At 49.6% G+C, this 19,144-nt stretch carries 21 protein-coding genes and 6 pseudogenes; 14 read left to right on the forward strand and 13 right to left on the reverse strand.

Annotated features, from left to right (window positions below; translation table 11 throughout):
- Together GJV78_RS20925 and GJV78_RS20930 are read left to right on the forward strand one after the other, a co-directional pair.
- Positions 1-93: pseudogene (locus tag GJV78_RS20925) on the forward strand (DNA methyltransferase); the annotation flags it as partial.
- A pseudogene (locus GJV78_RS20930) lies at positions 84-608 on the forward strand (Tn3 family transposase); the annotation flags it as partial. The pseudogenes GJV78_RS20925 and GJV78_RS20930, both read left to right, overlap by 10 nt.
- Before the next feature lie 107 nt (positions 609-715).
- Here the strand turns inward: GJV78_RS20930 and GJV78_RS20935 are convergent.
- Complete coding sequence (locus GJV78_RS20935) at positions 716-1,618, reverse strand: endonuclease/exonuclease/phosphatase family protein (RefSeq protein ID WP_017694177.1); 903 nt, start codon at positions 1,616-1,618, stop codon at positions 716-718.
- Positions 1,619-1,751: 133 nt separating this feature from the next.
- Complete coding sequence (locus tag GJV78_RS20940; protein WP_020480533.1) at positions 1,752-2,696, reverse strand: amidohydrolase family protein; 945 nt, start codon at positions 2,694-2,696, stop codon at positions 1,752-1,754.
- Positions 2,697-2,744: 48 nt separating this feature from the next.
- On the opposite strand from GJV78_RS20940, the gene GJV78_RS20945 reads away from it, so the two are divergent.
- A complete protein-coding gene (locus GJV78_RS20945) occupies positions 2,745-3,701 on the forward strand; it encodes a LysR family transcriptional regulator (RefSeq protein ID WP_020480534.1) in 957 nt (318 codons plus the stop codon).
- A gap of 205 nt (positions 3,702-3,906) precedes the next feature.
- On the opposite strand, the pseudogene GJV78_RS20950 reads toward GJV78_RS20945, so the two are convergent.
- Positions 3,907-5,121 (reverse strand): annotated as a pseudogene (locus tag GJV78_RS20950) (IS91 family transposase).
- Between the two features lie 8 nt (positions 5,122-5,129).
- On the reverse strand, positions 5,130-5,315 hold the full coding sequence (locus GJV78_RS23800) for a hypothetical protein (RefSeq protein ID WP_230979199.1): 186 nt from the start codon (positions 5,313-5,315) through the stop codon (positions 5,130-5,132).
- 706 nt (positions 5,316-6,021) lie between these two features.
- On the opposite strand from GJV78_RS23800, the gene GJV78_RS20960 reads away from it, so the two are divergent.
- The gene (locus tag GJV78_RS20960) at positions 6,022-6,570 is read left to right on the forward strand and encodes a hypothetical protein (protein WP_232726294.1); all 549 of its coding nucleotides are present in this window, start codon (positions 6,022-6,024) and stop codon (positions 6,568-6,570) included.
- A gap of 174 nt (positions 6,571-6,744) precedes the next feature.
- On the opposite strand, the gene GJV78_RS20965 is transcribed toward GJV78_RS20960, so the two are convergent.
- From GJV78_RS20965 to vapB, 3 genes are read right to left on the reverse strand one after another with little or no spacing between them, the layout of a single operon-like run.
- Positions 6,745-6,996, reverse strand: coding sequence for a hypothetical protein (locus GJV78_RS20965; RefSeq protein ID WP_017694184.1), 252 nt, complete (start codon positions 6,994-6,996; stop codon positions 6,745-6,747).
- A complete protein-coding gene (locus GJV78_RS20970; RefSeq protein WP_017694185.1) occupies positions 6,993-7,421 on the reverse strand; it encodes a type II toxin-antitoxin system VapC family toxin in 429 nt (142 codons plus the stop codon). The genes GJV78_RS20965 and GJV78_RS20970 overlap by 4 nt, the downstream gene beginning before the upstream one ends.
- A complete protein-coding gene (gene vapB, locus GJV78_RS20975) occupies positions 7,418-7,648 on the reverse strand; it encodes a type II toxin-antitoxin system VapB family antitoxin (RefSeq protein WP_017694186.1) in 231 nt (76 codons plus the stop codon). Before vapB ends, GJV78_RS20970 begins: the two co-directional genes overlap by 4 nt.
- Positions 7,649-8,222: 574 nt before the next feature.
- On the opposite strand from vapB, the gene GJV78_RS20980 reads away from it, so the two are divergent.
- Genes GJV78_RS20980 through GJV78_RS21000 form a run of 5 tightly spaced genes read left to right on the forward strand, consistent with a single transcriptional unit; the run spans position 8,223 to position 10,515 of the window.
- Positions 8,223-8,585 (forward strand): hypothetical protein, encoded by a 363-nt coding sequence (locus tag GJV78_RS20980; RefSeq protein WP_017694187.1) that lies wholly within the window; start codon positions 8,223-8,225, stop codon positions 8,583-8,585.
- A gap of 30 nt (positions 8,586-8,615) precedes the next feature.
- Positions 8,616-8,945, forward strand: a complete 330-nt coding sequence (locus GJV78_RS20985; protein ID WP_017694188.1) for a hypothetical protein — start codon at positions 8,616-8,618, stop codon at positions 8,943-8,945.
- A gap of 47 nt (positions 8,946-8,992) precedes the next feature.
- Complete coding sequence (locus GJV78_RS20990; protein WP_017694189.1) at positions 8,993-9,391, forward strand: hypothetical protein; 399 nt, start codon at positions 8,993-8,995, stop codon at positions 9,389-9,391.
- A 6-nt stretch (positions 9,392-9,397) separates the two neighbouring features.
- Positions 9,398-9,733, forward strand: a complete 336-nt coding sequence (locus GJV78_RS20995; RefSeq protein ID WP_017694190.1) for a hypothetical protein — start codon at positions 9,398-9,400, stop codon at positions 9,731-9,733.
- Positions 9,730-10,515, forward strand: a complete 786-nt coding sequence (locus GJV78_RS21000; protein ID WP_017694191.1) for a site-specific integrase — start codon at positions 9,730-9,732, stop codon at positions 10,513-10,515. The genes GJV78_RS20995 and GJV78_RS21000 overlap by 4 nt, the downstream gene beginning before the upstream one ends.
- 83 nt (positions 10,516-10,598) lie before the next feature.
- Here GJV78_RS21000 and GJV78_RS21005 read toward each other — a convergent pair whose 3' ends face one another.
- Positions 10,599-11,294: a replication initiation protein gene (locus GJV78_RS21005; protein ID WP_017694192.1), complete on the reverse strand. Its 696-nt coding sequence runs from the start codon at positions 11,292-11,294 to the stop codon at positions 10,599-10,601.
- A 458-nt stretch (positions 11,295-11,752) separates the two neighbouring features.
- Here GJV78_RS21005 and GJV78_RS23805 point away from each other — a divergent pair.
- A pseudogene (locus tag GJV78_RS23805) lies at positions 11,753-11,993 on the forward strand (DUF2913 family protein); the annotation flags it as partial.
- 5 nt (positions 11,994-11,998) lie between these two features.
- Here GJV78_RS23805 and GJV78_RS21015 read toward each other — a convergent pair.
- The 3 genes from GJV78_RS21015 to GJV78_RS21025 all read right to left on the reverse strand — a co-directional run bounded on the left by GJV78_RS21015 (position 11,999) and on the right by GJV78_RS21025 (position 13,872).
- Positions 11,999-12,928 carry an Rpn family recombination-promoting nuclease/putative transposase gene (locus GJV78_RS21015; RefSeq protein ID WP_017694193.1) on the reverse strand — a complete coding sequence of 310 codons (930 nt, stop codon included), beginning with the start codon at positions 12,926-12,928 and terminating at the stop codon, positions 11,999-12,001.
- A 390-nt stretch (positions 12,929-13,318) separates the two neighbouring features.
- Positions 13,319-13,645: a type II toxin-antitoxin system RelE/ParE family toxin gene (locus GJV78_RS21020; RefSeq protein ID WP_002215068.1), complete on the reverse strand. Its 327-nt coding sequence runs from the start codon at positions 13,643-13,645 to the stop codon at positions 13,319-13,321.
- Positions 13,645-13,872: a type II toxin-antitoxin system Phd/YefM family antitoxin gene (locus GJV78_RS21025; RefSeq protein ID WP_002211753.1), complete on the reverse strand. Its 228-nt coding sequence runs from the start codon at positions 13,870-13,872 to the stop codon at positions 13,645-13,647. The genes GJV78_RS21020 and GJV78_RS21025 overlap by 1 nt, the downstream gene beginning before the upstream one ends.
- Before the next feature lie 301 nt (positions 13,873-14,173).
- On the opposite strand from GJV78_RS21025, the gene GJV78_RS21030 reads away from it, so the two are divergent.
- Positions 14,174-15,379 (forward strand): AAA family ATPase, encoded by a 1,206-nt coding sequence (locus tag GJV78_RS21030; protein ID WP_002211752.1) that lies wholly within the window; start codon positions 14,174-14,176, stop codon positions 15,377-15,379.
- Positions 15,376-16,347, forward strand: coding sequence for a ParB family protein (locus GJV78_RS21035; RefSeq protein WP_002215070.1), 972 nt, complete (start codon positions 15,376-15,378; stop codon positions 16,345-16,347). Before GJV78_RS21030 ends, GJV78_RS21035 begins: the two co-directional genes overlap by 4 nt.
- 136 nt (positions 16,348-16,483) lie before the next feature.
- Here the strand turns inward: GJV78_RS21035 and GJV78_RS21040 are convergent.
- A pseudogene (locus GJV78_RS21040) lies at positions 16,484-16,604 on the reverse strand (DUF4113 domain-containing protein); the annotation flags it as partial.
- A 127-nt stretch (positions 16,605-16,731) separates the two neighbouring features.
- Here GJV78_RS21040 and GJV78_RS21045 point away from each other — a divergent pair.
- Positions 16,732-18,123 carry an ATP-binding protein gene (locus GJV78_RS21045; protein WP_032667771.1) on the forward strand — a complete coding sequence of 464 codons (1,392 nt, stop codon included), beginning with the start codon at positions 16,732-16,734 and terminating at the stop codon, positions 18,121-18,123.
- Between the two features lie 161 nt (positions 18,124-18,284).
- On the opposite strand, the gene GJV78_RS21050 is transcribed toward GJV78_RS21045, so the two are convergent.
- A complete protein-coding gene (locus tag GJV78_RS21050) occupies positions 18,285-18,485 on the reverse strand; it encodes a hypothetical protein (RefSeq protein ID WP_002211750.1) in 201 nt (66 codons plus the stop codon).
- Between the two features lie 500 nt (positions 18,486-18,985).
- Between GJV78_RS21050 and GJV78_RS21055 the strand changes: the two are divergent.
- A pseudogene (locus tag GJV78_RS21055) lies at positions 18,986-19,144 on the forward strand (DNA methylase); the annotation flags it as partial.

Here is a 19,144-nt window from a genome sequence, read left to right on the forward strand (position 1 = left end):
AACCGCGTCGATCGCTTTATGGCCGCCTGGAAAAATGCGGGATTCAGCGTAGTCGGCCACCTGGTGTTTACCAAAACGTACTCGACAAGAAGCTGTTTATCAAAGGGAAAGCAGACCAGTACCCGGCGCTTCAGACACTGATATCAACAACCAGCCTGAATCTGAAAGAGATCGAAATTCACTGGCGTGAAGTACTGCGTCTGGCCACTTCAATAAAGCAGGGAACCGTGACGGCATCCCTGATGCTGAAAAAGCTTGCCAGCTACCCCAAGCAAAACGGACTTGCCAAAGCATTGAGAGAAATTGGCCGTATTGAACGAACTCTCTTTACGCTCGGCTGGTTCCGCGATCCGGCACTTCGTCGGCGGGTACAGGCGGGACTGAATAAAGGAGAAGCCCGTAGCGTGCTGGCGCGTGCGGTATTCCTGCACCGCCTGGGTGAAATTAGGGACCGAAAACCGGAAAATCAGAGCTATCGCGCCAGTGGACTGACGCTCCTGACAGCTGCCATATCCCTATGGAGTACAGTCTATATGAAAAGAGCGGTCGATGCCCTGAAGCGTAAAGGGGTGAAGATCAACGAGCAACTGCTGTCGCATTTGTTGCCACATAAAAGGCACCGGAACCGCAACGCGGTGACGCTAGCCCTGTAAGGGCGCTACTGTTCAGCCAACCAACAGAAACAGGGCTTCCGTCAGGAAAGCCCTGTTTTATTTTACTGTTCTGTGAGTTCAATCTCGGCAATAACCGGTAGATGATCACTGGCCGCCGACCAGTTAAACTCTGGAGAATTATGCGGAATTTCGAGATTTTTCGTGTCCCATTTTTGCCCTTTGAAGGTAAAAATATGGTCGATATCAATCGCGGGATTGACTGCCGGCCAACTGCGGGTATCAGTCCCCGGTATTGAGACTTCATTAAAGAAATAACCGATCTCTTTTACCGGCTGTTCTTCGCGCGTGGAATTGAAATCACCGGCCAGGATCTTGATGGCAGAGGCAATATCCTTAAAATCAGAAGGCGCATCACCGATACTCAGATCTAACAGGTAACGAGCCTGTTCGGTACGAATTATGGGATCTTTTTGCCAGTCGAGATGCGTAACCATGATTATCGGTGCAGAATCAAAACCCGGAACCTCGATTTGCACCAGTAGGGCTACGCGCTGTTCGGCATTGCCCGATGGTAACTTAACCACCTGTGAATGCAGAATTTTATATTTTGACAGCAGCCCCAGACCATATTCGCCGTCGTCAAAATCCAGTGCCTTACCAAACACGTAATGCATTTTATTAGCATCGGCAATAGTTTTTAACTGATCGATTTTCTGACTACGCTGGGTTTTGTTATCCACTTCCGGTATCGCAATAATGTCAGCGTTAATTTTCTTAATCGTTGAATTAAGCGCCGTAAAATTAGTTACATTATCGGCGGCTTCGTTCTTACCGATATTATAGGTGGCTATTCGCAGCGTTGGCTTATGCAGGGTATAGACTTTATCGGGCACCCCTCCTTTTTGCACAGCAAGTAACTCATTACCTGCAAGTTTATCAGAAGCCTGTACGTGGGCCACCAGACATGCCAGTGCCGCTATAGTCAGCGAAAAACATCTTTTCATCAAGTTCTTGGTCCCTGTTAGAAAAATAGCAGTGATGGTATCAAGTGCAACCATTCAGTTTTGAGAGGCGTTACACAAACTTATAACGCAAAAAAATTAAGAGCGAACGAAAAATCTCACCATCTTTCTAGAATTAGATTCTCAGAAGTCGCAAAACATTCTGCCCTGCGATCTGTGCTTTCTGGTTATCTGTCAGAGGTAAATTATTCAAAAATGATATTGCTGGGGCCAGTGGATTAAAAGGATAATCAACAGAAAATATCAACCGCTCCAGGCCAAAGGTTTTGAGTGCTAGCTCAAAAGGTGGCAGTGTTGTATATCCACTAGTAGTTATATGTAAATTTGTTTTAAAATATTCTGTGACGGGTTTTTTCAGATTTTCTACTCGAGGTTCCAGCCAGTATTTTATACGTTCCCAGTAAAAAGGGATCAACTCTCCAAGATGGCCAATAATAATTTGCAGTCGGGGAAATTTATCAAAAATGCCGGAAACAATCATTCTCAATACATGTAAGCCAGTTTCCCAATGCCAGCCCGCAGTAGTGGAACCCAGAGTGAATGAAACCAGCTCACTGAACCCCCCTTCGTAATAATGTTTACTGATATCCTCAGCTGGATAAGCCGGATGCAAATAAATTGGGACTCCAAGTTCTTCTGCTTTCGCTAACAATGGAAAAAAGTCAGGATGATCAAGGAATTTACCGTTCACAGTGCCGTTGATCATCGTGCCTTTAAAGCCAAACTGGGTCACTGTTCTTGCCAGCTCATTTGTGGCATCAGTGATGTTCGTGAACGGTAAGGCTGCAAATGCAGCAAATCTGTCAGGATATTTATCTATTGCGGATGCAGCCTGATTGTTAGTTTTAATAACCTGAGCTACAGTAACTTCAGTAGCCGGATACATTCCATGCCCAAGTACCTGCATATCAATGCCATACTGATCCATTATATCTATTCTCTGTTGGCCAATATTGGTCAGAATATTGATATCAGCATCACAGCCTGCACTACCAGTATGGGGATAATATTTTTTAAACTCTTCAGAGATCCAGTGTTCCTCGATACCAATGATTTTCACTACTGCCTCACTTGTTGTCTGAGTGGATGGTTTACAGGGTATTGTATAATGAATACTATGAAAATTGCTTTGTATGATAGAATTGATACTGGTTTGCTATCAATGGTAGGGGATATGGAGATACATCAGCTCAGAATATTTGTTTATGTTGCCACCGAGCTCAGTTACCGACGTGCAGCTAAAAAACTCAATATGACGCAACCTCCGCTCACCCGCCAGATACAGCAACTGGAGCGTAGCCTCAACACTCCGCTTTTTAAACGCAGCACACGTAAGGTCGAGTTGACGGAAGCCGGTAAAGCTCTGCTTAACGAAGCAGATAAAATTATTACGTTGGTGGAGGGGGTTGCCAGTCGCGTGCAGCTTAGAGCTCAAGGATGTTCTGGTGAACTGGTGATTGGGATTTTTAGCTGGGGGGTAATCAATCATCTACCTGATTATCTTAAAATACTACGTAAGTTAAAACCTTACGTTAATGTTCGTCTCAAGAATCTTTCTAAAGAAAAACAAATTGAGGCTCTAAGGAATGGCGAAATTGATATTGGGTTTTGCCGCTTTGCAGTGAGTCAAAGCGGTATTGATATAGGTACAATTAAGGACGAGAAATATCTTGTGGCAGTAAGTGCTGATAATAAACTCAGTATGCAGCCACAGATTAATCTAACAGATCTGGCTGATGAGCCGATGATTCTCTACCCTGTCTCTTCACTGGCAGGAATGGCTCAAAAAGTATATGATGCTTTTCATTCTGAAAATGTCAGGCTGAATATTTCCAATTATTGTGAAGATATAATGACCAGTTTGTTGCTGGTTTCCGGAGGATATGGTTCTTGTATCACTACCCAGTGGGCTGAAAACATCAATATGCCCGGTGTAGTCTATCGCCCACTAATAGCAAAAAAACTCATGCACTCGCCATTAAACTATATATTCAGGAGTGATATTGACAACGTATTGGTTCGCGATTTTATTCAAATAATACAATCCCTATCTTCTATTAAATGAAAGCACTTAAACATATGCGCAGAAGTTCTTGTAGCTATTAAGCTCTCATCCTTGATGGTTAGGAAACTGAATCATCGTTTTAAAAATTTCCTGACCATGAACAGCAGTGTCAACAATGCAGTAATGATGGGCCATCGAGAACGTTATGGTCATAAAATGCTGTTTTCGGCGAGTTTCTAACCTGAAAGCTGTTTTTCAGACGCACTTATCCCGTAGTCTGTGCCAGAAGCCATCGTTTCCGGTCGATATTATGCAGCCTTTCTTCTACTAACTCCGCGGCGTGCCTGCCGGCCTGCGCACTGCTGAAGCGCAGCCGGTTACCGCACAGGATGCATTTGTACGGATCCGTGCGCAGGAACGCCTTCATCAGCGCGGCGAAGCCCGGCTGCTCCGGTTTTTTCCGCGCCTCCATCTCCAGGGCTTCATAGACTTTTGGCAACAACTCCCCCCGTTTACGGTTTGACAAAAAACCGTAGTAACGCACCATCTTAAAATGTTTCTCCGGGATATGACTGATATAGCGCCCGATCATCTCCTCCTGCGTCAGCGTCTGCTGCCGGTACTGCTGCGTCCGGTGGTCGTAATAGTTGTGCACCACGGCACCGCCGCTGTAGTGCCTCAGCTTCGCCGCCGACACCGGTGGTCGCTTCAGTTACCGGCCCAGATATTTGACGCTCCGCCAGGCATCCCGGGTTTTCTTCGCGAAGTGAACCTTCCAGCGGCGCCCGTACTGCGCTTCCAGATAGCGGCCCCACTGTTTTTTGTCGCGGATATGCCCCAGCCCCGGCAGGTTGCCAGGATTTATCAGGTTATAACTGTGGCGCAGCAGGCGGGTGACCGCCCCGCGCCAGATTTCCTCCACGGCGTGCTTTTTAAAGAAAATGTCTCGCCAGACACCGTGCTTCACGGTCAGTCCGCCGCGGGTGACGGAGAGGTGGATGTGCGGATGCTGGTTTAGCTGTCTGCCGTACGTATGCAGGGCGCAGCAGATACCGACCTCCACGCCCTGTTTGCGGGCCCACCGTAACATGGCCCGGGTGGCGGCGCGGAACAGGGCATTGAGCAGAGACCAGTTGTTGTTAAAGAAGGGCCAGAGCAGGTGGGGCATGGTAAAGGTGATATGCTGCCAGTCGCAGTCGGGAAGGATGTGGCTCTGCTGGGCCACCCACTGCTCCGTGGCTTTGAAGCCGCAGGCGCTGCAGGCTTTTGACTTGCAGCTCTGACAGAAAAAACGGCTGTGGGTGCAGTCTGCAGATGCGCAGCAGTAGCGACGAACGCCCATCTCAGTGGTTCCGCAGGCGAGCATGCGCTCGACGCAGAGGCGGGTCCAGGGAGTGACGCTGTCGCCGAATTTTTCGAGAAACCTGTTCCAGCCCTCATCGACGGTGAACAGCAATTTTGCGGGACACGGGATATACATCCGGGGTATTACAGTCCGGGTATCTTGCCGGTAAAACTAAAATCGACATACTGCCCGCAGTCGCAGTCGCAGTCGCAGTCGCAGTCGCAGTCGCAGCCGCAGTCGAGTTCATCGGGTCTGTCAGCCCAGTTGTCGGTGGTTTTGTCCCATGGGGTGAAGGACACCGGCATTATCCCCAGCTCTGTACAGGTCATGAACCGATCCGCGGGTAGGCTTTCGGTCATTGCGCCATCGGTACAGTCGTATCCGGCCCTCTCTGCATCACCGGGATGTTGCTCAAAACCCCGGATAACTGTGACAAGGGGCGGATAGCCCAGCGTGTCGAGAAAAAACTGAGGCCCAAGGCGGACGCAGTGCTGTATGGCTTCTTCGGGACTGTCATAAAAGAACTCATGCGGGGTCTCATGGCCGTGCTCAGGAGGTGCGGAGACCATGAAGCGTTTCGGGTAGCGTCGGTACGGGATACGCCCGTCAGCAGGAGACCTGCCGGGTTTTCCGGGTTTGTGCTGTTTACGTTTTCGCGGAGATTTGTTGCGCGGCATGCTGGAGATATCCTTCGGAAATTAACATACCGCAGAGTATAAAACCGTGAGCCGGGTATGAACACCATCGGAACGGCAGAGCCGTGACGCTCGCCCTGTAAGGGCGCTATTGTTCTATTTTGTGAGCGATGTGTTGTTTTCTATTAAACCAGTCTTTTTCTATTATTCGAGAGGCAGGCCGCTGGAAGTAAGTCTAATAATAACGCACAGGTATTATTCAGTCTGAACAGTGATAATGAACGCCTCTTTCTTCTTTTTTTAATATTATGAGTATACGAAATTTTTATACCGTCTGATTTAAGTTCGGGGGGGGCGCGTGTCGCCTTATCTGAACGTTAATTATTAGTGGAGGCCACCAGTGATCAGAACTGTTTTGAATGGTGCGGGATATACCAGGACTTCTCCCGACACAAGGATAAACCTGTATTCAGGAAATAAAAATAATCAGACGATAATGGTTAACAATAATTCAAAAGCCAAAATGAATATTTCCGGCTTTGTGCTGGCTCCACGTTCGATTACACCGAAAAAAAATAATGATCCGGTTACCGACCCTATGGCCAAGCTTAAGATGTACATGTCGTTAATGATGATGATAGGCATCAGTCCGGCGGCGATGAAACAACTTTCTAAGTTATTAGCCATGCTGACAGATGCATTATCGCCGGATTCTTCGGTCACCGAAGCACAGGTGCAGGCAGAAATATCAGAATACAATAAACTTTGTTCTGAATCGGAGAAAGAAAAGAAAAAGAACGACAAGGTGTCAGAGAAGGATCATGAGCACAACGCTGAATGGCTGGCTGACAGTGATCTGCTCGCCCGCCAGCTAAGCTCAGCCAGCGCAGGCAGTCTGCTGTCCCGGTCGTTGCCTCCGGATATGGCAGGCTGCCTGACAGATAAATAATGTGCCCCTCCTGCGTGGTGGAAACCTGAGCACGGTATGTTCCGGTACCGTCGTGCCGGCGCTGTGTCCGGACAGAAAGCGAAACGGTCCTTTCCGTTCAGCAGTACGTATGAATGCCATGAGGGAGACGATAACCCGATCCGTCATACGCCTGAATCGACCTCTGACGCCGGATCAGGTATGGCCGGCAAGCTGCAGCAGCCGGCGGTATTCGGTATCGATTATGCCGGCGGGCAGCCCGGCTTCAGTCGCCAGCAGACGCCAGTGAAAAAGCACGCCCTGCAGATAACCGTCCGTGAACAGGTCAACGGTGGGATCGGGCATGGTGGTGCGGATAATGTGGAGCGCTTCTTCGGTCCGGCGTACTCCATCGGCATAATGCAATGCACCATAGACGTCATCGTTCACCGCGTTGTCCTTTTTCATTTAACCCAGTCTTCCAGTGTCAGCCCCGGCACCCGCTCAAACTCTCTTGTATTGTTCGTCACCAGCACGGCGCCGGCCGCAATGGCATGCCCGGCAATTGCCGTGTCGTTCGGGCCGATCGGCGTGCCGGCGAGGCGCAGCGCCACCTTGATCTCGGTGGTCGCATCCACCGCGGCCCGGTCCCAGGGCAGAATGGCATCGAGGCGCGCGCAGAACGCGTCGACCAGATGCACGTGACGCGGTGAGGCCTTCGGGCCGGTGGCGCCGAAGCGCATCTCGGAATAGGTGATGGCCGAGACCACGATACGTTGGCCGCGAAGCACCGCCTGCTCAAGGCGCTTCAGTACGGCTGCCGGCTGCTCGCGCATGATGAACGAGCAGATACAGGTGTCAAGCATATAGGTTCTGGTGCGTGGCTGTTTCATAGCTCAAAGCGTCCTTCGTCGCTGACAACGTCCTCGCGCTCTGCCATAAAGTCCGGGTCAGCTCTTTCGAGCTGAGCGAACGAGCCCCAGGTCGGCCGGACGGGGCGCAGGATGATGCTGTCCCCTTCCCGGACGATCTCCAGCTCGCTCACCCCCTCAAAATCCAGATCCCGGGGCAGACGGATGGCGCGGTTATTGCCATTCTTGAAAATAGATACGGTTCTCATTATTTCCTCCTGGCCGACCGGCCTTTATGCATATGCTCAGTATAGGCAGATGTGCGGCATATGTATAGATGCAGCATATGCAGATGGTGAGTATATGCGTATGTCATGCATATGCAGATGCCTGGCATATGGATATGTTCCACCTATGCGTTTTCTCTCTTTTTACGCGCAGATCCGAAAAAAGCTAGTTCCGGATCTGCCGATCGTCACCGGCTGCTCGCCGGCCCCGCCACACAACATGTAGTGTCCTTATCAGCTGACGATGACGCTATATGTTGTATTCTGCCCCCTGATTGTGACCTGCTGCCCGGCGGCCGATATTGCCGCTTTGTTTATTCCCTGACCGTGGTACACTTCCGGAAAGTTGTGATACGCCAGAAAATCGGATCTGCCGGAAACGGTCATCCGGTAATTTAACAGCGTGGCTATATGTCTGCTTATTATCATCCTGAAAATGATGACGGCAGGGAAAAATCATCCGGGTGACAGACTCAGGGTTGTGCTTAGCCGATTATGCTGCACGTCATAATTACTCTGAGTGACTATTTGCCAGCAAACCAGAAAGGAGATCAGGATGGGACGTGCAGTACCGGTGAAGATTGGTCAGAAGGAATATGAATCCAAAACTGCAGCTATCAGCCACTACATGAATCAACGTACAGATGTGAAGGCTGCAGGTATCATTTCAGAAGGTGACTATTTTGAGGAGCTGAAAGAACTGTTCACCCTCTATTGCGACAGTTGTCCGGGATGGGAACTGAAGGGCCGCCTGATTAAACATTTCACGGTTCAGAATGAACCTCGTTTTACCAATGGCCGCTGGGTATCGCATCCCTGCTACAAGGTCCAGCTGAGCAACGGTGAGCTGAGACCGTTTTCGATAGAAAAGGCGATAAACGCCATCGTAAAAGCTGCTGCAGCTAATCAAAAGAAATAGAAGGCGGTATTTCTCAGTAAAGGAAGGGTTATGTGTGATTTATGCAGGGCGGACGGGAATTACTTCCATACGCCGGAATGTGTGTACGACCAGCTGGCCAGTGAGTATCCCGTGATGTGGCTGCGGGACTCGACCCGGATTGGCGCCTGCTACACCCTCCGTGAACTGCTGTCGCCGGAAGGGATGGTGCTGGCCATACAGAACGCGCCTCCCGTGACGGGATGGCGGCTGCGTATGCGGTATAACGAGGCCACTGACGAAGAGATAGACCCGCAGCGCGGGGACTGTATTGAGCTGCTCTCCAGGGCTGACGCCCTGCAGGCCTTCAGGTCGTTGCGGGAAGGCACCGCATCAGCTTAACCGAGCGGTCCACACAACAACCCTTTAGCCAGTAAACAGGAAACGAGATGAACAGAACCGATGGCGAACCAGAGACAGAAACAGACGTGATGGCCACCGCTTTCAGCACCATGCGAAAGTACGGCAGTAATATCATCAACGTTACGCAGTTTATGGATACTAATGCTTATGTGAAATCCGATCCGCGGATGCCGAGAACGCGGCTGCGTCGTTACCTGGGCCAGTACGGCCTGCGCGGTGAGGCGCTGAGCAGGGAGGTCAGACGTATCGTCGCTGGCCCAGGGCGACCGGATAACACGCTGAAAGCCGGAATCTTCTATACGTGGCCCTATGGCTGGGAGCCTGCGGATTTCACGCCAATGATGAGGCGTATTTTCAAGGGAAAGCGCACCCGTCATGTGATGTTGTTTGATGAACTGCCTCAGCTGTTTGGCAAATTAGGATAAGCCGGAATGAACCATGACCTAGTGGCTGCCCGTGCGGCAGAAGAGATCATTGAACTGCTGACGCTGTGCCAGCAGCTGCAGTCAGAAAAGGATGGCCGGGAACGGCCGGCACCCGGAACATATTCCCGCGATGAGGATGATTTTGCCGATCGCATCCGTTCCGCATGCGGGCACGCCCTGCAGCTGCGCCAGCTGCTGACGGTAGCGACGACCCTCAGCGCCATCGGCGCCGAGATGGAACGCCGGGGAGAAATCAGTGTGCTCCCGGGCGAAGATTACGCGCAGAAAGCACTGGCACGACTTACAGAGCAATACCTGTCCGACAGGGACAACAAGCAATGATGCCGGCAATCCCAGGCCAGGGCGTTTCTTTTTCGGCCACGCAGCTGCCGGTGGCCATCGACTACCCTGCCGCACTGGCCCTGCGCCAGATGGCGCTCGTTCAGGACGAACTGCCGAAATATCTGCTGGCGCCGGAAGTGAGTGCCCTGCTCCACTATGTACCCGATCTGCACCGCAAGATGTTGCTGGCAACCCTCTGGAACACCGGCGCGCGCATTAACGAGGCGCTGGCGCTGACCCGGAGTGATTTTTCTCTGGCGCCGCCCTACCCGTTCGTGCAGCTGGCCACACTCAAGCAGCGGGCGGAGAAAGCGGCACGAACGGCCGGCCGCTCGCCTGCCGGCAGTCAGGCGCATCGCCTGGTTCCGCTTTCCGATGCGAACTATGTCGGTCAGCTGGAGATGATGGTGGCCACGCTGAAAATACCTCTTGAACGACGTAACAAACGTAGCGGCAGAACCGAGAAGGCGCGCATCTGGGAGATCACCGACCGGACCGCTCGCACCTGGCTTAATGAAGCGGTGGAGGCTGCGGCGGCCGACGGGGTGACGTTCTCTGTGCCGGTGACACCGCACACATTCCGTCACAGCTATGCCATGCACATGCTGTATGCCGGAATTCCGCTGAAGGTACTGCAGAGCCTGATGGGGCACAAGTCAGTGAGCTCAACGGAGGTCTACACGAAGGTTTTTGCGCTCGATCTCGCAGCACGTCATCGGGTGCAGTTTGCTATGCCGGAATCAGATGCGGTTGCGTTGATGAAACAACTGATCCAAGGATGATTATGGGAAATACCCCAGGTTCAGTTTATGGGAATGACCTAGAGTTTAGCAGTCGGCAGGGCTGATATGGGAAATACCCCAAGTTAGCTTTTTGAATCCAGGATAGTGAATACTAGTCGGCCGTCGTCATTCTGTGTCATCGCGGCTTTAAGAGGCGTATTGGCGTTGATTTTCTTCAGGGCTGGATTGATGAAGGTGCGTTTCATCTCAGCAAAGTTACTGCGTTGTGATTCCGGGAGCATGAAACGTTCAGACAGCCAATCCTGAGTAGTGATCCAAACGCCGCTTGAACGGTACTGGCAAAGGCTTTCATAGAGGCGGATAACCCGTACACTGTTAATTTTTCCACAGTCGTACAAGGAGTATGTTGTGAACTGGCTAGTCAGTCCCATCAGGTACGGCATTACCTTGTAGTTGAACTCTATTTGCCATTTCCCTCGCCCTTTTTTCAGGCCTGCTTCAGCCAGCCAGGGGCGTTTCACCTCTTCAAACTCCCCTTCTTTAGGGTAAAAAACCACGCTACTGCCCGCCAGTGCGGTCACACCTTTTTTAACGTCAGTAGAGGCAGTATCCACGCTGACCTTAAAAAACTTCTGATAATCCGCCACAGTAACGGTGAATATCGGAGAGACAGAATCGGGATCATCCTTCATCGGGTAGCACTGCATCAGGCAAAGCCACAGCACACGTTTTGCCTGCAGAGGCAAATAGTAAGCGGCCTCAGTCAGCTCATTGGACTGACTGATATTGACAGGTTTTTTAAGGGTTTCCGTGGTCATTGCCTTCACCGTGTGGGTGTTTTTGAATCCCCCACATACTGGCATGAGGCACCGAAAGTCACAAGAAGAATTAGTAAGTTATCAACAGGTATATGAACTGCAGATAAACTAGGGGTATTTCCCATAGTAACCCGTGGTGTTTCCCAGAAGAACTTTAGGCGTTTCCCATACTGGTACCTTGAGAAGTGCGGCTGGCGTGGTCTGGCGGGTTTCTAAAAGGGATAAAATGGATAAAAAGGAATTAAAAAGAGTAAAAATGCTTTTAAAAATATCCGGTGGATAACTGGATATCTCCAAACTAGGGGTATTTCCCATAATTGTCTAAGTGTTCAGTTCCTGCGCGTAATTGCCTTCTGTAACACCCTCGCTCTTGCGCTTCCTCGCCAGTTCGCTCGCGTTGCTCGGTCACATGGCTGCGGCGAGCACTACTTACTTTTTGGCTGCACATTGCCTAATGGAAATGGTCCGGCCGGAATGCCCTGCCGCTCAGTGCGGGCGTCAATGGCATTTAGGGCCAACCTTTATGTCACTTTTGACGGCAGCGGCCGACATATAAGTCCCCTGACTGCGCGTCTGACGGGGAACGTAGCGGAGGTAATGAAGCTGTTTAATCGCTGTGGTTGGCAGGCAGAGCCTGAGTCTGGTGCCTCCCTGCCCGACCAGTATTCGCTAATGGTCGGACAGGGAGTGTCAGGATAGGGGGATTAGTGACGAATCTGGGCCAGATCGTTTTCAGTCAGACCGGTCATTTTCATGACGGTATTGCGGTCAATACCGTTCTGCAGCATGGTACGGGCAATTTTAAGGGTGGCTTCGCGCTCGCCTTTTTCAATGCCGCGTTGTTCACCGAGCTGAATCCCCTTCTCGATGCCTTTTTGTTCAAGCTGTTGTGCGATGGTCATAAGTGCGTCTCCGTGTTGCGGCACACGCTGTGCCAGTTCGCGTACAAAGGCTTCGGCGTCCGATGTTTCGCCTGCCTGCACTATATAGTGTACCAGCGATATTACCTGTGATGAAGACAGATATCCGGCCAGCAAGATGGGCGCCAGCCGGTCAACCAGTTCTGCCAGGTCCCGCTGGTGAATATGCTTTTGCAGTAAAGTTAGTGCGGCCATACTGCGATGGTCAGCGATTTGATCATCCGGAATGACCGTAACGTCTACCAGCGGGAAAGCGCTGCTGTAGAGTTTGCCTGCCAGCGCCGGATCGTCAAACTCATCCAGCCAGCGGGTGGAGTACGGATACGGGCTGCGCTTACCCGTATAGAATAGCACCGGTATCACCAGTGGCAGTTTTTTATGCCCTGCCTCCAGGTGTCGCTGCATGGCGGCCACCGCATAGCGTATCAGGCGGAAAGCCATATGTTTGTCCGGCGTTGACTGGTGTTCCACGAGGACATGTATGTACCCGTCACCTGCTGTAGTTTTCAGGCTGTAGAAAACGTCGCTGAAATACTGCCGGAGATCATCCTCAACGAACGAGCCTGATTCCAGTTTCAGCGTGCTCAGATCGCAGATGGCACGCAGCTCTGTCGGCAGATGCAGTTCCATAAAATCCCTGGCAATGTCTGGTTGTGACAGAAACTGGCGGAATGTCGCATCGTGGGGAGTTGGCGTAGTATTTTTCTTTTTCATCAGTCCATGCTCTGAAAAATGACCCGGTCATAGTATCACAGGCAAAAAATGCTAACATTGGTGGAGAATGGAATTGCAATTCCTTCAGGGGCAGTTCCGGGGTGGTTCTGTCCCCTCCTTTCTGTTTAATCTTCAGTTAGATGGCCCTGATATATCTGCGCCAAGACACTGGTACTACAGCTATAACGAAATGACGAGATGTTCTGGTGACATTTAAGTGGTTATGCATTTGAAGGTATCTCTTATCTGGTCACAACTGGTGGGAAGAGTAGACGGAAGTCGGTACTGCTGGAGCATACCCGAATGTGACAGGCTGACGCGCCCGTAGGGCTTATCCAACCCTTCGCCTCAGATGCAAGCTCTGAACAGACTCACGGTTTTCGTTTCTGGTCAAATTCTAATTAGGCGTTTAAAGAGAAGGTTTTGTATATCCTGCCTGTGGGATAGTATTGCGTGTGCTGTTATTACATTATCCTCCACTGAGTACAATACTCTGTAGCCGTCAGGGGTGTTGCACTCACGATATTTAGCACAACCTATCTTGAGTAACTCCGGGCAGACCTGACACCCAAGTGGAAAATCACTGACTCGTTTTTCGAAGTGCTCAATGATGCCGCTGATCACTTCCTTTGGTTCTGACTCGATATGACGTAAGTGGCTCGCAATATCATCAATGCAGGTTTTGACAGTTCTGGTGTACTGAATAACAATCGCCATTACAGACCCGCCAGTAGTTGTTCTTTACTGAAAATATTGCCGTCTGCCTTATCTTGCTCTGAAAGCGTCAGCAACTTCAGTAGTGCAATCGCGTTCTGTCGCTCCTGTTGCGCGTCGTATGACTCAATAACATATGCCGGAACCCCATTTTGAGTAACAAGAATTGGTTCTTCCAGATCGAGTGACGCTGCGTTTTTTTTCACATAGCTAATGGTTTCAATTTTCATAACAACCTCACATAACAAAGAGGTTTAAATATAGTCTATATTTGGTCTTGTCGCAACAGTCTCTGGACAGAATGACCTGAATGTCCTAGCTGTGTAGTGATTACTTGTTACCACCATACCCTCCACCCCCTCGCCTGCTCAGAAACGATGTCTAACTGCGCGGTTTGATGTGAATGATGGTTGGCTACGTACAATAATTTAATGACAATACAAAATATGTTGTACATTTTTTGTGTGCATGTACAATGTGATTGAACTTTATAGGCAATATATGGGCAGGGAATCTATCTCAGGGGAAACTATGAAACGAGATTACGGTAGTGTCGGTACCATAGCGCTCAGAGCAAGTGCTCTACTTCAGGCAATGAGTCGGGATATTGAGGAACAAAGAAAAGAATTCAATCTGACAGAATATCATCAAACATATACTCGTAATGCGGTCGCAAAATTGCCTAAGCTGAGCCGACGCATCGTAGAGCTGGCCGTTAAAGAAATGGAAGAAAGCGGCTATGAATTTAATAAAAAGCAGGTTGGCAACGTCGAGCAATATGCACTAACAATTCAGAACGTTATTGATATATATGCTCACCGACAGATACCTAAGTACCGTGATATTCATAAAGCACCTTACGTAATTTTTGTCGTCAACCTAAAAGGTGGGGTATCAAAAACAGTCAGTACAGTAACGCTGGCACATGCATTACGTGTACATCAGGATTTGCTTCGCCATGATCTTCGTATTTTGGTTATAGACCTCGACCCGCAGGCATCCAGCACCATGTTTCTGGATCACACCCACAGCATCGGCACAGTCCTTGAAACCGCCGCTCAGGCAATGCTGAATGATCTGGATGCTGAAACGTTGCGAGAAGCGGTTATACGGCCGACTATTATTCCAGGTGTTGATGTTATACCTGCTTCTATTGATGATGGTTTCGTGGCGAGCCAGTGGGAGTCTCTGGTAGCAGAACATTTACCTGGTCTTAAACCTTCTGAAGTTCTCAGAAAAACAATCATTGACCGTATCGCTGGTGATTATGATTTTGTCTTTATTGATACTGGCCCTCATCTTGATCCATTCCTTCTGAATGGCTTAGCTGCGAGTGATTTGCTTTTGACCCCTACCCCTCCGGCACAGGTTGATTTCCATTCAACCCTTAAGTATCTGACTCGTTTGCCAGAAATGCTTGAGCGTCTTGAAGAAGAAGGTGTAGAGCCACGCCTGAGTGCAAGTATTGGATTTATGTCAAAAATGACCAGTAAGCGCGATCACGAAACGTCCCATAGTCTGGCTCGTGAGGTGTATGCGAGTAACATCCTAGACTCATCGCTCCCGAGGTTGGACGGATTCGAACGATGTGGTGAGTCTTTTGACACCATCATTAGTGCTAACCCTGTTTCGTACCCGGGAAGTGCAGAGGCATTGAAAAAGGCACGTACTGAAGCTGAACGGTTTACTAAGGCCGTATTTGACCGAATTGAATATATCAGGGGAGCGTCAAAATGAAACAGGTTATAGCTCGTGGTCGGGTTCTGGGAAATAGTAATTCAGAGTTCGCTAGAATGCTCGAAGGCGACGGTGATGTTAAAACATTTACCCTTAAATCAGGCGTGCAGGCTAGGTTTGTCAAAACAGTTGTGTTAAGCGGAGAAGTTGAATCAAAAACGTTCGTTGATGCTTCGGTTAATGGACGTGATCAGACAATGCTTACGCGCGAGTCCGTCAGTGATATTTCCCGGACGATAAAGCTGCAGCAGTTCTTTCCGGCTATTGGTCGGGAGGTTAATGGACTAATTGAGATATTAGATGGAACCCGACGTCGTGCTGCCTGCATCTTTAATAACGTTAAATTCGAAATTCTGGTAACAAAAGATGATATCTCACTCGCCGATGCACGGCAGTTGGCGAAAGATATCCAGACTGCCAGAGAACATAGTCTTCGCGAGCTGGGGAAGCGACTCGAAGTTACCTACGGAACCAGCATGACGAAAGAAGATATTGCGTTGAAAGAAAATCTCTCTCCGGCGAAAGTGACACGTGCGTTTCAGGCCGCAGCAGTGCCAGACGAAATGGTTGCAGTGTTCCCGGTGATAAATGATATTTCGTTGTCGGATTATCAGTTTTTACTGAAACTGGCCGAAGAAGCAAACAACAAGCAAACATCGGTAACAGAGCTGATGGAAAAAGTTCAGCATCGGTTGAAGACCATGCCAGATTATCCGGCAATTGATAAAAGCAAAATTCTTGCGGTTATCCGGTCGGAGAGCAAATTGCTGACAGCCCTCCCAACTAGAACGGTTCAAACAGAGAAGCTGAGAGAATTTTCAGATCGTAATCAGTTTGCCAGAAAGAAAACTGATCCAAAGAAGCGACTTGTTGTTTATGAGTTTTCCCGTATTTCCGCTGAGGCACAGTCGGAGATTGATAAGGCAATAAAACGTATTCTGGAAAGACTTCCAGAATCAGGTGAGTAAGGGATAAGGATGCCGAAGAGCATCCTTTTTTGTATGTTTTTCACCACGTCAATTTCATGGTTATTTGTTTGATTATAAAGGAAAATTGAAAATTCTTTCACACTGAAATCACCACGCTTTTCAACCTCTTCGTGACTCATAATTTCGCTATTGGCAGTTCAGACCAGCGAGTTGTATAGGCAGGCGAAAGCATCTCCCGTTTTATATGCCATTCAGACGCTACCCCTTCCAGCAAACCACACTTTTCCCAGACATGAATATCCATGTATCTCATCTGTTCCAACTTATGTAATTTACTTTCTCCATTTACACTGCGTTGCCATGCACTCGCTTTCAGGAAATCAGTATAATAGCCCCTAAATCATCTTCTCGGAGTGAATGGACATGGCTATTGCAGGTTGCGATTTACCAACTTTTGCCACCCGGCTCAATGAAGTGCTTACTCTCAGTGTGCCAGTGCGTACACCTGAAAAGCTTTTTGGGCGGGATAAGCAGTTGGAGACGATACAACTGGCACTTCATTCACCGGGCCGACATGTGTTCATTTATGGCGATCGCGGAGTAGGTAAAACCTCCCTCGCCCACACAGCCGCTTCGCTTATCCAGTCTTCGGATAACCGTCCTATTACCGTCAGTTGTGACCATGACTCGACCCTGGAAACAGTCATCGAATCGGTTATTAGCCAAGGAATGATGCGCATGCCGGTAGACCGGTACAAAACGCCTGCAACTTTTGGTCTCAATATTCCTGTTTTAAAAGCCGAAGCCCGTGTTGAAGAGCGTGAAACTTCTCGCGTTCGTTCAGTCGTTAATATGGCCAGTGCTGTTGAAGCCCTGAACTATCTGACGGAACGCTATTCGGATAACACGGTTATTGTTATTGATGAATTTGACCTGATCCGTAGCGAGGAGCAGCGTGCCCGCTTTGGTGTTTTGCTCAAGCAGTTAAGCGATGGGGATGTACCCGTTCGTATCATCTTCACCGGGATTGGGCAGTCGGTATCTGATTTGATTGGCGGACATCTGTCCAGTCAGAGACAGATTGAGCAGGTTGATCTTGAACGTCTGCACTGGACAGGTCGTCAGCGTATCGTTGAAAGTGCATTTAGATATTTTGATATTAATATCCCTGATGATATCGCAGACCGTATATGCGCGTTGAGTGATGGATTTCCCTACTATGTCCATCTCATGTGCAGCAAGCTCCTTCATGAGTGTTACATGGCAGATGAAGTCGTTAGCACAGTTACACGTGATCTATTTCTAGCTTCGCTCGATGCAGCTGTATTGTCTGCTGAGGAAACGCTCAGATCATGTTATGAGGCAGCTACCTGCCGAGATGAGCATATGCATCACATTCTTTGGGCGATGGCTGAAGGTGCAGACCTCAACAGAATGAAAGACCACATCATTACCTCCTATATCCAGGTGATGAAGTACCTCGACATTGAACCTCTGACGCAGAAAAACTTCGACAGTCGTTTTGCTCGGCTTCGTAAAGAGAATCACGGATCTATTCTGTGCCATGCGCTTGTCGGGAAGGATGGTGTCCGGCCAGGATGGTTTCGGTTCAGGGAAAACATGATCAGAGGCTTTGTCAGAATGCAGGCAGAGAAGTGCGGAATAGTTCTGGATTTTGATCGGCAGTATAGCGCCCATACAGCAAGTACCAGAACAGCTGCAGTTAGAGGGGTATACAATCCCCTCAGCACGGTGGAACGCAGCGTAGCTCGCCTCAGACGTGATGATGAAAAGGAAGCTGAAGAAAACGAATAACGTATCTGTAAATGAATGGAATACCCGCGAATTATATATGCAATACTCGGGTATTCAGCGTTTGCATCATGTCGAGTTACCCGTACAGCGGAGTCTTGCTCTTCTCCTGTCTCTTGATCAGGCAATTACTCAATTTTCGAGGCTAACATCTTAATGCTGTTTTAGTGTCGGGGGATGCTGCTAACATCTTCTTCAGGCTGTGGGGCACGACCAGGCGCATTGAACGTGATAGTGATGATCTTTCTGGCCAGCCCCTCCTCTGAAAGGGCATCATCCACACTGACATCACGAATCAGTGGACTTTCCTCTTCTATATGTCGGGCAATATCCCGCAGCCACTCTGCCAGCATTTCTCTGTCCATCTTTCTCCGCTCCGGTTGTGTACATTCAGCATCAACATACCACACCAGAAAAAGTGAAGTCTGCGTAGTGTGGTTAAAAGATGACCGTTTTGTCAGGCGCGCTGTCATCCGTGCTGGTAGCGACCTGCGCGGAATACCCTCATTTTATACACAGGATTGCCCACCGAAATTGTGGACAGCAACGATGAAAATACGATGTCGCTGCGCTCCTCATTCATATCGCTCTGCTGTGAACGCCGTGCCGCTACTGTAGCCGGGCCGCTGCGAATGCAAGGGTTCGCTCTGCCGGTGTCCTCACCCGGTCGCAGTTTATTTCAAAGGCTTTACCCGCTGTCTTCCCGTCGTTTTCCGTCTCAATTTTCGCCGTCAAACCGTCCAGCCAGCGTGGGCTTTTTCACTGCGCTGCGGCTTGCGGCACCGCCCCTGCATTCTCCGCTTTTCGCCCGGCTGTCGTATCGGCACGGCGTAACTGGCGCCGCATTTGAGAAAGGAGAACTACCATGTCCCGATTTATCCAGGGTAATTGCGTCCATATCATGTCCGGCTTTCCGGATAATGCTGTCGATTTCATTCTCACCGACCCGCCATATCTCGTCGGTTTTCGTGACCGTCAGGGGTGTACCATCGCCGGCGATAAAACCGATGAATGGCTGCAACCC

Origin of the sequence: Intestinirhabdus alba, assembly GCF_009711095.1 — a bacterium.
Taxonomy (GTDB): Bacteria; Pseudomonadota; Gammaproteobacteria; order Enterobacterales; family Enterobacteriaceae; genus Intestinirhabdus; species Intestinirhabdus alba.

Excerpts from the sequence above, each read along its gene's own strand:
- GJV78_RS20935 (WP_017694177.1), bottom strand. The coding sequence starts at position 1,618 with ATGAAAAGATGTTTTTCGCTGACTATAGCGGCACTGGCATGTCTGGTG.
- GJV78_RS20945 (WP_020480534.1), top strand. The coding sequence starts at position 2,745 with ATGAATACTATGAAAATTGCTTTGTATGATAGAATTGATACTGGTTTG.
- GJV78_RS23800 (WP_230979199.1), bottom strand. The coding sequence starts at position 5,315 with ATGACCTGTACAGAGCTGGGGATAATGCCGGTGTCCTTCACCCCATGG.
- GJV78_RS20965 (WP_017694184.1), bottom strand. The coding sequence starts at position 6,996 with ATGAAAAAGGACAACGCGGTGAACGATGACGTCTATGGTGCATTGCAT.
- GJV78_RS20970 (WP_017694185.1), bottom strand. The coding sequence starts at position 7,421 with ATGAAACAGCCACGCACCAGAACCTATATGCTTGACACCTGTATCTGC.
- vapB (WP_017694186.1), bottom strand. The coding sequence starts at position 7,648 with ATGAGAACCGTATCTATTTTCAAGAATGGCAATAACCGCGCCATCCGT.
- GJV78_RS20980 (WP_017694187.1), top strand. The coding sequence starts at position 8,223 with ATGGGACGTGCAGTACCGGTGAAGATTGGTCAGAAGGAATATGAATCC.
- GJV78_RS20985 (WP_017694188.1), top strand. The coding sequence starts at position 8,616 with ATGTGTGATTTATGCAGGGCGGACGGGAATTACTTCCATACGCCGGAA.
- GJV78_RS20990 (WP_017694189.1), top strand. The coding sequence starts at position 8,993 with ATGAACAGAACCGATGGCGAACCAGAGACAGAAACAGACGTGATGGCC.
- GJV78_RS20995 (WP_017694190.1), top strand. The coding sequence starts at position 9,398 with ATGAACCATGACCTAGTGGCTGCCCGTGCGGCAGAAGAGATCATTGAA.
- GJV78_RS21000 (WP_017694191.1), top strand. The coding sequence starts at position 9,730 with ATGATGCCGGCAATCCCAGGCCAGGGCGTTTCTTTTTCGGCCACGCAG.
- GJV78_RS21005 (WP_017694192.1), bottom strand. The coding sequence starts at position 11,294 with ATGACCACGGAAACCCTTAAAAAACCTGTCAATATCAGTCAGTCCAAT.
- GJV78_RS21015 (WP_017694193.1), bottom strand. The coding sequence starts at position 12,928 with ATGAAAAAGAAAAATACTACGCCAACTCCCCACGATGCGACATTCCGC.
- GJV78_RS21020 (WP_002215068.1), bottom strand. The coding sequence starts at position 13,645 with ATGGCGATTGTTATTCAGTACACCAGAACTGTCAAAACCTGCATTGAT.
- GJV78_RS21025 (WP_002211753.1), bottom strand. The coding sequence starts at position 13,872 with ATGAAAATTGAAACCATTAGCTATGTGAAAAAAAACGCAGCGTCACTC.
- GJV78_RS21030 (WP_002211752.1), top strand. The coding sequence starts at position 14,174 with ATGAAACGAGATTACGGTAGTGTCGGTACCATAGCGCTCAGAGCAAGT.
- GJV78_RS21035 (WP_002215070.1), top strand. The coding sequence starts at position 15,376 with ATGAAACAGGTTATAGCTCGTGGTCGGGTTCTGGGAAATAGTAATTCA.
- GJV78_RS21045 (WP_032667771.1), top strand. The coding sequence starts at position 16,732 with ATGGCTATTGCAGGTTGCGATTTACCAACTTTTGCCACCCGGCTCAAT.
- GJV78_RS21050 (WP_002211750.1), bottom strand. The coding sequence starts at position 18,485 with ATGGACAGAGAAATGCTGGCAGAGTGGCTGCGGGATATTGCCCGACAT.